Origin of the sequence: Pseudomonas sp. Z1-29, assembly GCF_051131995.1 — a bacterium.
GTDB lineage: Bacteria > Pseudomonadota > Gammaproteobacteria > Pseudomonadales > Pseudomonadaceae > Aquipseudomonas.
In genome coordinates this window covers 3,232,022-3,244,392 of sequence record NZ_CP071645.1, presented here as the reverse complement: position 1 = coordinate 3,244,392, position 12,371 = coordinate 3,232,022, and the positions used below count along the sequence as shown (strand labels likewise).

13 protein-coding genes and 1 pseudogene are annotated in these 12,371 nt (G+C 63.4%); 8 read left to right on the top strand and 6 right to left on the bottom strand.

What is annotated here, in order from left to right; all coding sequences use genetic code 11:
- Positions 1–121 precede the first annotated feature (121 nt).
- From J3P84_RS14740 to J3P84_RS14730, 3 genes are all read left to right on the top strand, one after another.
- Positions 122–1,177: a LacI family DNA-binding transcriptional regulator gene (locus tag J3P84_RS14740; RefSeq protein ID WP_434623910.1), complete on the top strand. Its 1,056-nt coding sequence runs from the start codon at positions 122–124 to the stop codon at positions 1,175–1,177.
- Positions 1,178–1,267: 90 nt separating this feature from the next.
- A complete protein-coding gene (locus J3P84_RS14735; protein ID WP_434623908.1) occupies positions 1,268–1,834 on the top strand; it encodes a chalcone isomerase family protein in 567 nt (188 codons plus the stop codon).
- Entirely contained in the window at positions 1,831–2,136 is a 306-nt protein-coding gene (locus J3P84_RS14730) for a DUF6482 family protein (protein WP_434604779.1), read from the top strand. The genes J3P84_RS14735 and J3P84_RS14730 overlap by 4 nt, the downstream gene beginning before the upstream one ends.
- A 16-nt stretch (positions 2,137–2,152) precedes the next feature.
- On the opposite strand, the gene J3P84_RS14725 is transcribed toward J3P84_RS14730, so the two are convergent.
- Genes J3P84_RS14725 through J3P84_RS14700 form a run of 6 tightly spaced genes read right to left on the bottom strand, consistent with a single transcriptional unit; the run spans position 2,153 to position 7,118 of the window.
- A complete protein-coding gene (locus tag J3P84_RS14725; protein WP_434623906.1) occupies positions 2,153–2,644 on the bottom strand; it encodes a DUF2878 domain-containing protein in 492 nt (163 codons plus the stop codon).
- Positions 2,641–3,909, bottom strand: a complete 1,269-nt coding sequence (locus J3P84_RS14720) for a class I SAM-dependent methyltransferase (protein WP_434623904.1) — start codon at positions 3,907–3,909, stop codon at positions 2,641–2,643. The genes J3P84_RS14725 and J3P84_RS14720 overlap by 4 nt, the downstream gene beginning before the upstream one ends.
- Entirely contained in the window at positions 3,881–4,696 is an 816-nt protein-coding gene (locus tag J3P84_RS14715) for a DUF1365 domain-containing protein (protein ID WP_434623902.1), read from the bottom strand. Before J3P84_RS14715 ends, J3P84_RS14720 begins: the two co-directional genes overlap by 29 nt.
- The gene (locus J3P84_RS14710) at positions 4,693–5,940 is read right to left on the bottom strand and encodes an NAD(P)/FAD-dependent oxidoreductase (RefSeq protein WP_434623900.1); all 1,248 of its coding nucleotides are present in this window, start codon (positions 5,938–5,940) and stop codon (positions 4,693–4,695) included. The genes J3P84_RS14715 and J3P84_RS14710 overlap by 4 nt, the downstream gene beginning before the upstream one ends.
- A 3-nt stretch (positions 5,941–5,943) precedes the next feature.
- Positions 5,944–6,699 (bottom strand): SDR family NAD(P)-dependent oxidoreductase, encoded by a 756-nt coding sequence (locus tag J3P84_RS14705; RefSeq protein ID WP_434623898.1) that lies wholly within the window; start codon positions 6,697–6,699, stop codon positions 5,944–5,946.
- Positions 6,696–7,118, bottom strand: a complete 423-nt coding sequence (locus J3P84_RS14700) for a nuclear transport factor 2 family protein (protein WP_434623896.1) — start codon at positions 7,116–7,118, stop codon at positions 6,696–6,698. Before J3P84_RS14700 ends, J3P84_RS14705 begins: the two co-directional genes overlap by 4 nt.
- Before the next feature lie 397 nt (positions 7,119–7,515).
- Between J3P84_RS14700 and J3P84_RS14695 the strand changes: the two are divergent.
- From J3P84_RS14695 to J3P84_RS14675, 5 genes and pseudogenes are all read left to right on the top strand, one after another.
- Positions 7,516–8,852 (top strand): annotated as a pseudogene (locus tag J3P84_RS14695) (flavin-containing monooxygenase).
- Positions 8,852–9,262 (top strand): RidA family protein, encoded by a 411-nt coding sequence (locus J3P84_RS14690; RefSeq protein WP_003201555.1) that lies wholly within the window; start codon positions 8,852–8,854, stop codon positions 9,260–9,262. The pseudogene J3P84_RS14695 and the gene J3P84_RS14690 overlap by 1 nt, the downstream one beginning before the upstream one ends.
- A 10-nt stretch (positions 9,263–9,272) precedes the next feature.
- Entirely contained in the window at positions 9,273–9,947 is a 675-nt protein-coding gene (locus J3P84_RS14685; protein ID WP_434623894.1) for a DUF1028 domain-containing protein, read from the top strand.
- The gene (argE, locus tag J3P84_RS14680) at positions 9,940–11,109 is read left to right on the top strand and encodes an acetylornithine deacetylase (RefSeq protein ID WP_434623892.1); all 1,170 of its coding nucleotides are present in this window, start codon (positions 9,940–9,942) and stop codon (positions 11,107–11,109) included. The genes J3P84_RS14685 and argE overlap by 8 nt, the downstream gene beginning before the upstream one ends.
- A gap of 127 nt (positions 11,110–11,236) precedes the next feature.
- Complete coding sequence (locus J3P84_RS14675) at positions 11,237–12,277, top strand: ABC transporter substrate-binding protein (protein WP_434623890.1); 1,041 nt, start codon at positions 11,237–11,239, stop codon at positions 12,275–12,277.
- The last annotated feature ends 94 nt before the right edge of the window (positions 12,278–12,371 follow it).

Here is a 12,371-nt window from a genome sequence, read left to right as displayed (position 1 = left end):
CTCCGGCGATAGTGTTTTTATTGGCTTGGCCCTGATGCTATTGGGTTGCCGGAAGGGCGGCCATGGGGGCGTGGCTTAATCTGTCAAAACCCCTCATGATGCCGGGCAGAGGTGTCAAGACATGTCAGAAAATCCACGGCGCAAACTGCGTCCCACCATGGCCGATGTCGCTCGCGAAGCCGGGGTCAGCCTGTCTACCGTCGACCGGGTGCTGAATCTGCGTGCCGATGTGCGGGCCGATACCGCCCAACGCATCGCCACCGCCGCCGCACGACTGGGCTTCCATGCCAAGGGCGTGATCGAGCAGCGTGTGCTCAACGACCGTCCCACGTTGCGTCTGGGGTTCTTGTTGCAAAAAAGCGGCGTGCCCTTTTACCAGGGGCTGGCTCACGCGCTGTCAAACGCCGCCGCGACTTGCACCCGCGCGAGGATTCGCGTGGTCATCGGTTATCTCGACGATCTCGACCCGGTCAACGTGGCGCAACGCATCCTGGCGCTGCGCGATCAGGTGGACGGCCTGGGGGTGGTGGCAGTCGACCATCCTCGGGTACGCGAGGCCGTTGGCCAGCTGCGCGAGACGGGCATTGCGGTGGTTGCGCTGCTGTCGGAATTGTCGAGTACCGCCGGCACCGGTTATGCCGGTCTCGATAACCGTCTCACGGGCCGTACGGCGGGCTGGTTCATCAGCCGCCTCGCCAGGCAGCCCGGACCGGCGGTGGTCATGCTCAGCAGCCAGCGCTTCCAGTGCCAGGAGCTCTGCGAGCTGAGCTTTCGCAGCTATCTGGTGGAGCATTCCAGCGAATGGGAACTGCTGGCCTCGCGCCTGACCCTGGAAGACGATGAGTTCGCCTATGGCAACACCCTCGACTTGCTCACGGCTGAGCCCGATCTGGCGGGGCTTTATGTGGCGGGCGGCGGCATTGCCGGAGTGCTGCGGGCTTTGCGCAGCTTCCAGGCACAGCAACAGCGCCTGCCCGTCGTGGTGTGTCATGACCTCACGCCGCTCACGCGCGAAGCGTTGAAAACCGGCTTGGTCCAGGCAGTGTTGTCCCACCCGGTGGTGACGCTGGCCGAACAGGCTGTCGATGCCTTGGTCGAGGCCGCAACGACCGCGCCGACAGGGCCGGTGACCAGGAGAGTGGTTCCGCTTCAGGTTGATGTGCAGGAAAGCGTTTAGCGAAGCGTCCTGCAATTTTTATACAGTATCTGTACAAGTTGTGCATTTTGTACAATTATCGGAGACCTCTGAGAATCCGGAAATTCGTCAATGCACAGCTTTTTCGCAGCCGACAGAGGGCTGCTCGCTATCGTCAGTCTCGCCTTGGCGTTGTGCGCCAACCACGCCGCTGCGGATTGGCGGGCTGAGTTGCCCCAAGCCCGTCTGGTCGGTGAGGCGGAGTTTCGCTGGTATGGTTTTGATCTCTATCAGGCCCGGCTCTGGAGCGCGGCGCCTACTCCGAGCCTGGACACTCCTTTTGCCTTGGAACTGGTTTACCGACGCACGATCCCCCGGCACGCCTTGGTTGAAACCAGTCTCGAAGAAATCCAGCGCGTCAGCGCTACGCCCTTCGGGGCGCAGCGCATGGACGCCTGGGCGGCGCATATGCGGCGGGCCTTTGTCGACGTCAAGCCTGGCACCCGAATCACCGGGCTGAACCTGCCTGGAAAAGGGGCACGCTTTTATGTCGATGGGCGCCTATCTCAAGAGGTCAACGATCCGCTGTTTACCCGACATTTTTTTGCCATCTGGCTTGATCCTCGTACCCGTAAACCCGAACTGCGTCAGCGTTTGCTCGGGCTTGATCCAACCCGCGCCAGGAGCAGTACGCCATGACCCTGAAGGATCTGGTTGCGCTGGCTGTGGAGGGGCGAGTCGTCGGGCTGGAGCTGCTGTCGCTGGAGGGCGGCATCTACCTGCTGCGAGCTCAGCTGGATGGACAAACACGCACATTGCTCGATGAGTCGGGACGTACGTTGCATGTGCGCTCCACGACGCATCTGCGCGAGCTGCTGCGTGACGTTCCACGCTTGCCTTGCATGCTGGTGCAGCAGGTCGTCCATGATGAAATGTGCGGCCAGCGTGAAGAGCCAATCGCGCCGTTACGGTTGCCGATTTTCCTCGATGAGCCTTGGTAAGAACCGCCGCGCCGGATCAGCGCGGGTCGGCCAGACGCACGGCCAATGGCAGCCACATCGCCCATAACGGTGCCAGGATCAACGCGGTGCCGGTTACGCCCAGCGGCAGCGTCACGCCAGCCAGCGGAGCGCCGGCACAATAGGCGAGAGGGCCACCAAGCATGCCCGCCAGGGCGCCACGCCATACGGGGCTGCCTGCCCAGGCCAGGCTATGCCGTAAACCCGTTGCGAAGACCAGCCAGAGCAGGGCCAGCCACAAGGGCAAGGGGCTCTCGTTGAACCCGAACAGGCCCAGGGCGCCGAGGCTCCCGTCCAACAGCATCCCGCTCGCCCCGACACGCAACAGCGCCTGGCACTCGCTTTTCGGATCGGGACACAACCCCAGGTGGACGCCTAACCCGGCGACCACCGCCAGCAGCCATGCGGGCTGTTGCGCACCCAATACACAGCCCCACCAGCCCAATTGCAGCCAGAGCGCATTGCCTATCAGCCAGCTGCGGCTCTTCATCCTTGCAGGTGTTCCTGCAAGGGCACCGGGCGAGCCGCTGGCGCAGCGAACAGCAGTTGCGCGACACCGATCGCACGCTCCTGGAATCCGCCTTCGCAGTAGCACAAGTAGAACTCCCACAGGCGCTGGAACGTCTCGTCATAACCCAGCTCCAGCAAGGCCTGGCGCGATTGCCGGAAGTTGTCGTGCCAGTGCCGTAGCGTGCGCGCGTAGTGCTCGCCGAAGTCCTCCAGGTGCAACAGGTTGAGCGGCGTCTGGGAGCTGGCGGTCTGCAACAACACCGACAGCGAGGGCAACGCGCCCCCTGGAAAGATGTGGCGCTGGATGAAATCCACCGAGCGGCGGGCCTGCTCGTAGCGTTGGTCACGGATGGTGATGGCTTGCAACAGCATCAACCCGTCGTCCTTGAGCAGCGCGGCGCAGCAGCGGAAGTATTCGGGCAGGTAGCGATGGCCGACCGCTTCGATCATTTCGATCGACACCAGTTTGTCGAAGCGTCCCTCCAGGTCGCGGTAGTCCTTGCGCAGCACTTCGATGCGTTGTTGCAGGCCGAGCGCCTCGACACGTTGGCACGTGTGCGCGTATTGCTCCTCGGAAAGCGTCGTGGTGGTGACCCGACAGCCGTATTGGGTGGCGGCATGGATAGCCAGGCTGCCCCAACCGGTGCCGATCTCCAACAGATGGTCACCTGGGCGCAGGTCGAGCTTGCGACAAATGCGTTGGAGTTTGTTGATCTGCGCCTGTTCTAGGCTCTGGTCGGGATTTTCGAACATGGCCGCCGAATACATCATGGTCGGGTCGAGCAAGCGTTCGAACAGGCTGTTGCCCAAGTCGTAGTGGGCCATGATGTTGCGCCGCGAGCCTTTGCGACTGTTGCGGTTGAGCCAGTGCAATCCGCGCAGCAACGGCCGCCCCAGGCGAGCGAGGCCGCTGTCCATCGCGTCGAGCACGCTGAGATTGGCGACGAACAGGCGAGTGACGGCAGTCAAGTCATTGCTGCGCCAGTAACCTTGAATGTAAGCCTCGGCGGCACCGATCGAACCGTTGCCAGCGACCATGCCCCAAACGGCATTGTCGAGTATCTCGATGTCGGCCACCAATGGGCTGGTCGCGTCGCCGAAGCTCAGGGGCTCGCCCTCCAGCATCAGGCGCAGGTGGCCATGACGCAAACGGCGCAGTTGCGCGAGTACGGCCTGTTTGAACAGACCGCCGCTCAATGGGCAGGTACCGCCGGCCTTAGTGACGCTCAGGGTGGGTTCGGACATCGTCAGGATCCTCATGGACAGGTTCGCCGACACTCAGGTCGCCATGGCTGGCCTGGTGGTCGTGCAGGGGCGTGCGTTTGAAAAGCAGGCGCAGCGCCTGCCAGTAAATGGCGCTAACGGTGCGCAGGCTCATCCACGGGAAGGCCAGGAAATAACGACGCAATGCCGGTGCGTCCAGGGGCGCACGTTGCAAGGCAAGGTCGGCCTCGAACACCTTGTGGCCGGCACGCCAGTTCTCCATGCGTACGCGGATGCGGGTGTCCTGGATCAAAAAGCGCATGCGGTAATCCATGTCCCGTGGCAGGAAGGGGGAGACATGGAACGCCTTGGCGACCTGGAACGCATGGGGCTCGCCAGGGCTTGCCGGCAACACATAATGGTGGCGCTCGCGCCAGGGGGTGTTGCGCACTTCGCAGAGAATTGCCGCCAGGCGCCCGTCGGCTTCGTGGCAGAAATAGAAGCTCACCGGGTTGAACGACAGGCCCCAGCTGCGCGGTTGGGTCAGCAGGTGGATCGCGCCTTTGGGAGCCGATCCCAGAGCCTGCTCGACGATCGTCCGCACCGCTTGGATCAGCGGAATACCTTCACGGGTCAGGGCCGGCAGGTAATCACGTTCTCGCCAGCACAACGGGGCCATGCGCCACGGGCGCAGCAAACGCGACAGGCCGAGCACCTGTTCCTGCTCGGCGAGGTCCAGGTAAAGCATGCCGATCGGGTAGCGAAACGCGTGCACCCGTGGCGTCTGGCGTCGGTGGCCGATCCAGCCGTGACACAGACTGCTGTTCAAAGGGTTTCTCCGAAATGCCGCGCCACGGCAAGCGCGCTGACCACGCCATCCTCATGAAAACCGTTGGCCCAGTAGGCACCGCAGAAGTAGCTGTGCTGGCGTCCTTGCAGATCGCCCTGGCGTGCCTGTGCGGCCACGCCGGCGAGGCTGTATTGGGGATGGGCGTAGTCGAAGCGCGCGAGTACCTGGGCCGGGTCCACCAACTCGCTTTGGTTGAGGCTCACGCAAAACGTCACGGGGGCGTCCAGGCCCTGGAGGATGTTCATGTTGTAGGTCAGTGCGGCCGGCGCCTCGGGCGGGCCGCCAAGCCGATAGTTCCAGCTCGCCCAAGCCTTCCGGCGCTGCGGCAACAGGCGGGTATCGGTATGCAGCAGCACCTCATTGCGGGCGTAGGCCAGCGCACCGAGCACCTCGGCTTCAGCGACGCTGGGCGTTTCCAGCAAAGCCAGGGCCTGGTCGCTGTGGCAGGCGAATACCACCTTGTCGAACCGCTCGATACCACGACGGCTGTGCACGGTGACCCCATCGGCGTCACGGCTTACCCGGCGCACCGGGCAATCGAGGTGGATATGCTCGCGCAAACCCGCGCACAACGGCTCGATATAGCCGCGCGATCCGCCTTCGATCACCCGCCATTGCGGACGCTGATCAACCGACAGCAGGCCGTGGTTGTGACAGAAACGCAGGAAAAACTGCAGCGGGAATTCCATCATCCCAGCCGGTGACATCGACCAGATCGCCGACCCCATGGGTAGGATGTATTGCTCGATGAAACGTCGGCCGTAACCTTGCGCGTGCAGGTAATCTCCCAGCCGGGTCGAGGCATCGATGCGCTGCGCCAGCAGGTCTGCGGTCGCCTGCCGGTTGAACCTGAGGATATCCAGGAGCATGCCCCAGAACCCCGGCGACAGCAGGTTGCGTCGTTGGGCGAACAGGCTGCCCAGGGTGTGGCCCTTGTATTCCAGGCCGCTGGCCGGGTCGTGCACCGAAAAGCTCATCTCCGTCGGGCGCGAAGCCACGCCCAACTGGTCCATCAGGCGAATGAAGTTGGGGTAGGTCCAGTCGTTGTACACGATGAAGCCGGTGTCCACGCCGTAGCGTTGGCCTGCCCATTCGACATCCACCGTATGGGTATGCCCGCCGATCCGGTTGTCGGCTTCGAACAGGCTGACCTGATGCTGGCGAGACAACAGATAGGCGCAGGTGAGGCCCGAGATACCGCTGCCGATAATTGCGATGCGCATGCTTCAAGCCTCCCCGGATTTGCGCGCCAGGCGCCGGCCGAGCGCCAGCCGCCAGCGTGCGGGCAGATGCCCGAGCAGCCGCATGATCACGATGAACAACCCCGGAAACGCGATTTCCAGAGGGCGGGCAGGCAGTCGCCGTGCGATGTGCCGGGCCGCGCGTTCGGCCGGCCAGCGCATGGGCATCGCGAAGTCATTGCGCTGGGTCAGCGGCGTATCAACGAATCCGGGGCTCACCAGCGTGACGTCGATGCCCTCGGCGGCCAGGTCGATGCGCAACGATTCAAACAGGTAGCGCAACGCGGCCTTGGATGCGCCGTAGGCACCGGCGCGCGGCAGGGCCAGCCAGGTCACTGCGCTGCACACCGCGACCAGATGCGGGTTCTGGCCTCGACGCAACAAGGGCAGGGCGGCTTCCAGGCAGTGGCAGGTGCCCAGCAGGTTGGTATTGAGCACCCGTTCCACCAGGCGCGCGTCGAAGTGTCCCGGCTCCAGGTATTCGCAGGTGCCGGCGTTGAGAATCACCTGATCGAGGGCGCCCCATTCCCGGTCGATGTGCTGGATGATCGCGACTACCTGATCCCGGTCGGTCAAGTCGCCCGGGAGTACCAGGACCTGATCCTGATAACGGTCGGCCAATGCTCGCAGCGGGCCGGCTTGCCGCGCGCTCAACGCCAGGCGATGACCTTGTTCAAGCAACACCTTCGTCAGTTCGGCACCGATGCCGCTGCTGGCGCCGGTCAGCCAGATGCGGCTCATGCCAGCCTCCGCTTGAGCCAGCGAATGAGCGGCCCGAACACGGGCAAGTGCTCGTAGAGCAGGGCGCCGGCATCAAAGAAGTCCCGGTGCGAATAGACCCGATCATTCCAGCGCAGGTAGCTGCAGCCGGGCAATTCGACCGGCGCGCCGGCGTTCAAACGTGGGTGCCGAAAGCGCAGGGTCCAGCGCAGGTAACCTTCGCCGGGAGCGATTTCGTCATACCCTTGGAACTCGTAGTGCAGATCGCTGACATTGGCGTAGAGCTGGGCGAAATATTCGCGCAGGGCAGGCAGGCCTTCGATCCGGTGCAACGGATCCTGGAACAGCACGTCGGCGCTGTAGAGCCTGTCGAGCTGGTCCAGGCGACTGGCGTCCAGCGCGGCGAAGGCGTGGGCGAAACCCTTGAGGAATGCGGACATGTCAGGCTCCGAAAGTTGTACATAATATTGTTCATGTACAAGTTTTCGGAGCGTACTGCATGGATTGTACGAGTTAAAGCGTTTTGTATAAGTATTTTACGATTTTGTACAATTTACTCGGGCGTGGCTGGATACCCAGCCGTTTCAACGCCAACACGAGAAATTTGAGATCAAGGCGTTTGCGGCTCGACCGGTCTGAATGCACCGTTAAAGCGCTTTTATCTGCCCGTTTTTGCCCGCGCCGCCCTTGCTTGGCGCAGTTTTTTGCCTGCCAGTTTTTTCCTTCCCAGCCGCAATAAAAAGCCTCGTTTCGCAAATCCCCACCTGCCAACACAATCGCCTCGACAGCTCGTTTCGAACAACAAGAAATCAGAACCCGAGGCGGCGCCATGCCGACCTGAACCAGACCCTCTGCCGGAAGTGCCAGACATGCCCGTTGAAACCCTACTTATCGATACGCTTGTAATAGGCGCCGGCCAGGCCGGTGTCGCCATGAGTGAACATTTGAGCCGCCAGGGCGTGCCGCATCTGGTGGTGGAGCGCAACCGCATTGCCGAAGCCTGGCGCACGGCGCGCTGGGATTCGCTGGTTGCCAATGGCCCGGCCTGGCATGACCGCTTTCCAGGACTGGAATTCGAAGGGCTCGATCCGGACGCCTTTGCTTCCAAGGACCAGGTGGCCGAGTACTTCGAAGCCTATGCGCGCAAATTCGACGCACCGATCCGCACCGGCGTGGAGGTGCGCAACGTCGAGCGCAATGCCGGTCGCCCGGGCTTCGCCATTGAAACGTCGAACGGCCGGATCGAGGCTACCAACGTGGTGGTCGCCACCGGGCCATTTCAGCGGCCCGTCATCCCGCCCATCGCGCCTGACATGGCTGCGGTGACGCAGATTCATTCGGCGCAATATCGCAACCCCGCGCAGTTGGCCGAGGGCGCCGTGCTGGTGGTCGGCGCCGGGTCGTCGGGGGTGCAGATCGCCGATGAATTGCAGCGCGCCGGCAAGCGGGTCTACCTCTCGGTGGGCGCCCATGATCGTCCGCCGCGGGCCTATCGCAACCGCGATTTCTGCTGGTGGCTGGGGGTGCTGGGCGAGTGGGACGCCGAAGCGGTCAAGCCAGGCAAGGAGCACGTGACCATTGCCGTGAGTGGCGCGCGGGGTGGGCACACCGTGGATTTCCGGCGGCTGGCCCATGAGGGCATCACGCTGGTGGGACTGACCCGGGCGTTCAACGGCAGCACGGTGAGTTTCGAACCCAACCTCAATGAAAACATTGCCCGTGGCGATGAAAACTACCTGGCATTGCTTGACGCCGCCGATGCCTACATCGCGCGCAACGGCCTGAATCTGCCGCCCGAGCCCGAGGCACGTCGGCTATTGCCCGACCCGGAATGCATGACCCAGCCGATCCTGGAACTGGATCTGACCGAGGCGGGCATCAGCACCATCATCTGGGCCACCGGGTATTCGGTGGATTACAGCTGGCTGAAAGTCGATGCGTTCAAAGCCAACGGCAAGCCACGGCATCAGCGCGGGGTCTGCAGCGAGCCGGGCCTCTATTTTGTCGGCCTGCCATGGCTGTCGCGGCGGGGCTCGGCGTTCATCTGGGGCGTGTGGCACGACGCCCGGCACATCAGCGACCACATCATCAAGCAGCGCACGTATCTCGATTACCGGGATGCCTCCCAGCGCCAGTCGCAACCTTCGAAAACCAGCCTCATGGGAGTCCGTTGATGCCTACTCATACTCGCATCCGCATGTTCAACACCAAAGACACCTATCCGAACCAGACGCTGGACAACGACCTGTGCCAGGCGGTTCGCGCCGGCAATACCGTGTACGTGCGCGGTCAGGTCGGCACCGACTTCAACGGTCAACTGGTGGGCCTCGGCGATCCGCGGGCCCAGGCCGAACAGGCCATGCGCAACGTCAAGCAACTGCTGGAGGAAGCCGGCAGCGACCTGAGCCATATCGTCAAGACGACCACCTACCTGATCGACCCGCGCTACCGCGAGCCGGTGTACCAGGAGGTCGGCAAATGGCTCAAGGGCGTATTCCCGATTTCCACCGGGCTGGTGGTCAGCGCCCTCGGCCAGCCGCAGTGGCTGATGGAAATCGACGTGATTGCGGTCATTCCCGAATAAGGAGCACGACATGACGTTTTCCATCGTCGGACGCTGCGCCGAGACTGGCCAGCTGGGCATCGCCATCAGCTCATCGAGCATCGCCGTCGGCGCCCGTTGCCCCTGGCTGCGGGCCGGTGCCGGTGCCGTGTCGAGCCAGAACATCACCTTGCCGGCCCTGGGGCCGCTGATTCTTGATGAACTGGCCGCCGGCCAGGCGGCGCAAGAGGCGCTGGATCATGCCTTGGCGCGTAACGGCTACAGCGAATATCGCCAGGTCGCGGTGGTGGATGCCCAGGGACGTACGGCGGTCTTCAGCGGTCGCCACGCGTTGGGTATTCACGGCGCCCAGCCAGGTGAGCAGTGTGTGGCGGCCGGCAATCTGCTGGCGAGCGACGGAGTCATCGCGGCCATGGTCGCGGCGTTCGAGCAGGGCGAGGGCAGTCTCGCGTCACGCCTGCTTGGGGCGTTGCAGGCTGGGCAGGCCGCGGGTGGAGAGGCCGGTGCGGTGCATTCGGCAGCGCTGTCGGTGGTGGATGACCTGACCTGGCCCATCGTCGATCTACGGGTGGACTGGGCCGACGAGAATCCCATCGGCGAACTGGAAAAACTCTGGCTCGCCTATCAACCGCAACTGCAGGACTACCTGACCCGCGCGCTCAACCCGACCCTGGCGCCGAGCTACGGGGTGCCGGGCGATGAGTGAGTTGCGCAGTCGCGCACTGCTCGCCGAGCTGGTGGGCTTTGCCACGGTCAGTCGTGATTCGAACCTGGCGCTGATCGGGTTCGTGGGCGATTACCTGCAGGGCCTGGGAGTAAGCAGCGAGCTGATCTACAACGCCGAGCGCACCAAGGCCAACCTGTTGGCAAGCATCGGCCCGTCGGTGCCTGGCGGTGTGGTGTTGTCCGGGCATACCGATGTGGTGCCGGTGGACGGCCAGGCCTGGACGGTTGATCCGTTCTGCCTGAGCGAGATGGACGGCAAGCTGTTCGGGCGCGGTACGGCGGACATGAAAGGCTACCTGGCCTCGGTGCTGGCGGCGGTGCCGGCATTCCTGTCCAGCCCGCTCAGGCGCCCGCTGCACCTGGCGTTTTCCTATGACGAAGAAGTCGGGTGCCTGGGCGTGCGCAGTCTGCTGGAGGTGCTGCCGCAACGCATCCCGCAGCCGGCCTTGTGCCTGATCGGTGAGCCCACCGAGCTGCAACCGGTGCTCGGTCATAAAGGCAAATTGGCGATGCGTTGCCACGTCCGAGGCGCACCGTGTCACTCGGCCTACGCGCCTTATGGAGTCAACGCCATCGAGCAGGCGGCGCGCCTGATCGGTCGCCTGGGAGAGATCGGTGCAGAGCTGGCCGAACCGTCGCGACACGATGGGCGCTTTGATCCGGCTTACTCGACCGTGCAGGTCGGCGTGATCCAGGGCGGGACCGCATTGAACATCGTTCCGGCCGACTGCCGCTTCGATTTCGAGGTGCGCGCCTTGCCGGATTTTGCGCCGCAGGGGGTGGTCGAGAAATTGCAGGATTACGCCGAACAGACGCTGCTGCCGAGGATGCGCGCGGTTAGCGCCGACACCGCGATTCGTTTCGAACACCTGTCCGCCTACCCGGGGCTGGCGACTGCGCCGGACAGCGAAGCCGCGCGTCTCATAGCCCGGCTGTGCGGCAGCGAGGCCTTCGGCACCGTGGCGTTCGGCACCGAAGGCGGGCTGTTTGATCAGGCCGGTATCCCGACGGTGGTTTGCGGGCCCGGCAGCATGGACCAGGGGCACAAGCCCGACGAATACGTGAGCGTTGAGCAAATGGCTGCCTGCGACCGGTTGATGGACCGCCTGGCGAAGCATTTGAGCGAACCCGATGGCCTGTGACCGAAAAAAGGAGTCCAGGATGAACGATTTTGCTACCGCTGTAGACCGCACCGCCCGCGCTTACGGTCGCCTCTGAGCCCCATCGCTGGCTCGTGCGGGCGAGCCGGCATTTTCGAGGAACCGCTTCATGTCCATATCCTTGCGTTGCAACATTGCGTGTGCCCTGGCGTTGCTGAGCAGCAGCGTCCTGGCCGCGCCACCAAGCCTGACCGTGATCTCATTCGGCGGCGCCACCAAGTTGGCCCAGGACAAGGCCTACTTCCAACCCTTCAACGCCAGCGGTGCAGGAAACATCGTCGCCGGCGAATATAACGGCGAGCTGTCGAAGATCAAGGCGATGGTCGCGGCCGGGCACACCAGTTGGGATGTGGTCGAGGTGGAAAGTCCCGAGCTGCTGCGCGGTTGTGAGGAAGGCCTGTTCGAAAAACTCGACCCGGCGGCGATCGGAAAAGCTGCGGATTTTGTTCCGGGTGCGCTTACTGAATGCGGCGTGGCGACGTATGTCTGGTCGATGGTCCTGGCCTACGACCAGAGCAAACTCGCCAAGGCGCCCCAATCCTGGGCGGATTTCTGGAACGTGAGCGAGTACCCGGGTAAACGCGGATTGCGCAAGGGTGCCAAGTACACCCTGGAAATCGCCTTGCTGGCGGATGGCGTCAAGACCGAGGACCTGTACAAGGTGTTGAACACCCCTGAAGGGGTGACACGTGCTTTCGCCAAGCTCGATCAGATCAAGCCGAACATCCAGTGGTGGGAGGCGGGTGCGCAGCCGGCGCAATGGCTGGTGGCCGGGGACGTTGCCATGAGCGCCGCCTACAACGGGCGCATCGCCTCGGCACAGAAGGAAGGCATGAAACTGAGCATCGTCTGGCCACAAAGCCTGTATGACCCAGAGTACTGGGCGGTGGTCAAAGGTACGCCGAACAAGGCCCTGGCCGAGAAATTCATTGCCTTTGCCAGCCAGCCGCAGACGCAGAAAGTCTTCTCGGAAAACATTCCCTACGGACCGGTGCATCGCCAGACGTTGGCCTTGCTGCCCGCCGAAATACGCGAGCAACTGCCCACGGCCGAGGCCAACCTGGCGCAAGCGCGAGCGGTGGATGCCGAGTTCTGGGTGGACCATGGTGAAGAGCTTGAGCAGCGCTTCAATGCCTGGGCGGCTCGCTAGGCACTGACACCCCTGGCGAACCGCTCTTGTGGCGAGGGAGCTTGCTCCCGCTGGGGTGCGCAACAGCCCCTTTGTTTGAGCCTGTGGTGTAACA

Bases quoted from the DNA above. Each gene is read 5' to 3' on its own strand.
- J3P84_RS14740 (WP_434623910.1), top strand. From the start codon at position 122: ATGTCAGAAAATCCACGGCGCAAACTGCGTCCCACCATGGCCGATGTC.
- J3P84_RS14735 (WP_434623908.1), top strand. From the start codon at position 1,268: ATGCACAGCTTTTTCGCAGCCGACAGAGGGCTGCTCGCTATCGTCAGT.
- J3P84_RS14730 (WP_434604779.1), top strand. From the start codon at position 1,831: ATGACCCTGAAGGATCTGGTTGCGCTGGCTGTGGAGGGGCGAGTCGTC.
- J3P84_RS14725 (WP_434623906.1), bottom strand. From the start codon at position 2,644: ATGAAGAGCCGCAGCTGGCTGATAGGCAATGCGCTCTGGCTGCAATTG.
- J3P84_RS14720 (WP_434623904.1), bottom strand. From the start codon at position 3,909: ATGTCCGAACCCACCCTGAGCGTCACTAAGGCCGGCGGTACCTGCCCA.
- J3P84_RS14710 (WP_434623900.1), bottom strand. From the start codon at position 5,940: ATGCGCATCGCAATTATCGGCAGCGGTATCTCGGGCCTCACCTGCGCC.
- J3P84_RS14705 (WP_434623898.1), bottom strand. From the start codon at position 6,699: ATGAGCCGCATCTGGCTGACCGGCGCCAGCAGCGGCATCGGTGCCGAA.
- J3P84_RS14700 (WP_434623896.1), bottom strand. From the start codon at position 7,118: ATGTCCGCATTCCTCAAGGGTTTCGCCCACGCCTTCGCCGCGCTGGAC.
- J3P84_RS14690 (WP_003201555.1), top strand. From the start codon at position 8,852: ATGCCTACTCATACTCGCATCCGCATGTTCAACACCAAAGACACCTAT.
- J3P84_RS14685 (WP_434623894.1), top strand. From the start codon at position 9,273: ATGACGTTTTCCATCGTCGGACGCTGCGCCGAGACTGGCCAGCTGGGC.
- argE (WP_434623892.1), top strand. From the start codon at position 9,940: ATGAGTGAGTTGCGCAGTCGCGCACTGCTCGCCGAGCTGGTGGGCTTT.
- J3P84_RS14675 (WP_434623890.1), top strand. From the start codon at position 11,237: ATGTCCATATCCTTGCGTTGCAACATTGCGTGTGCCCTGGCGTTGCTG.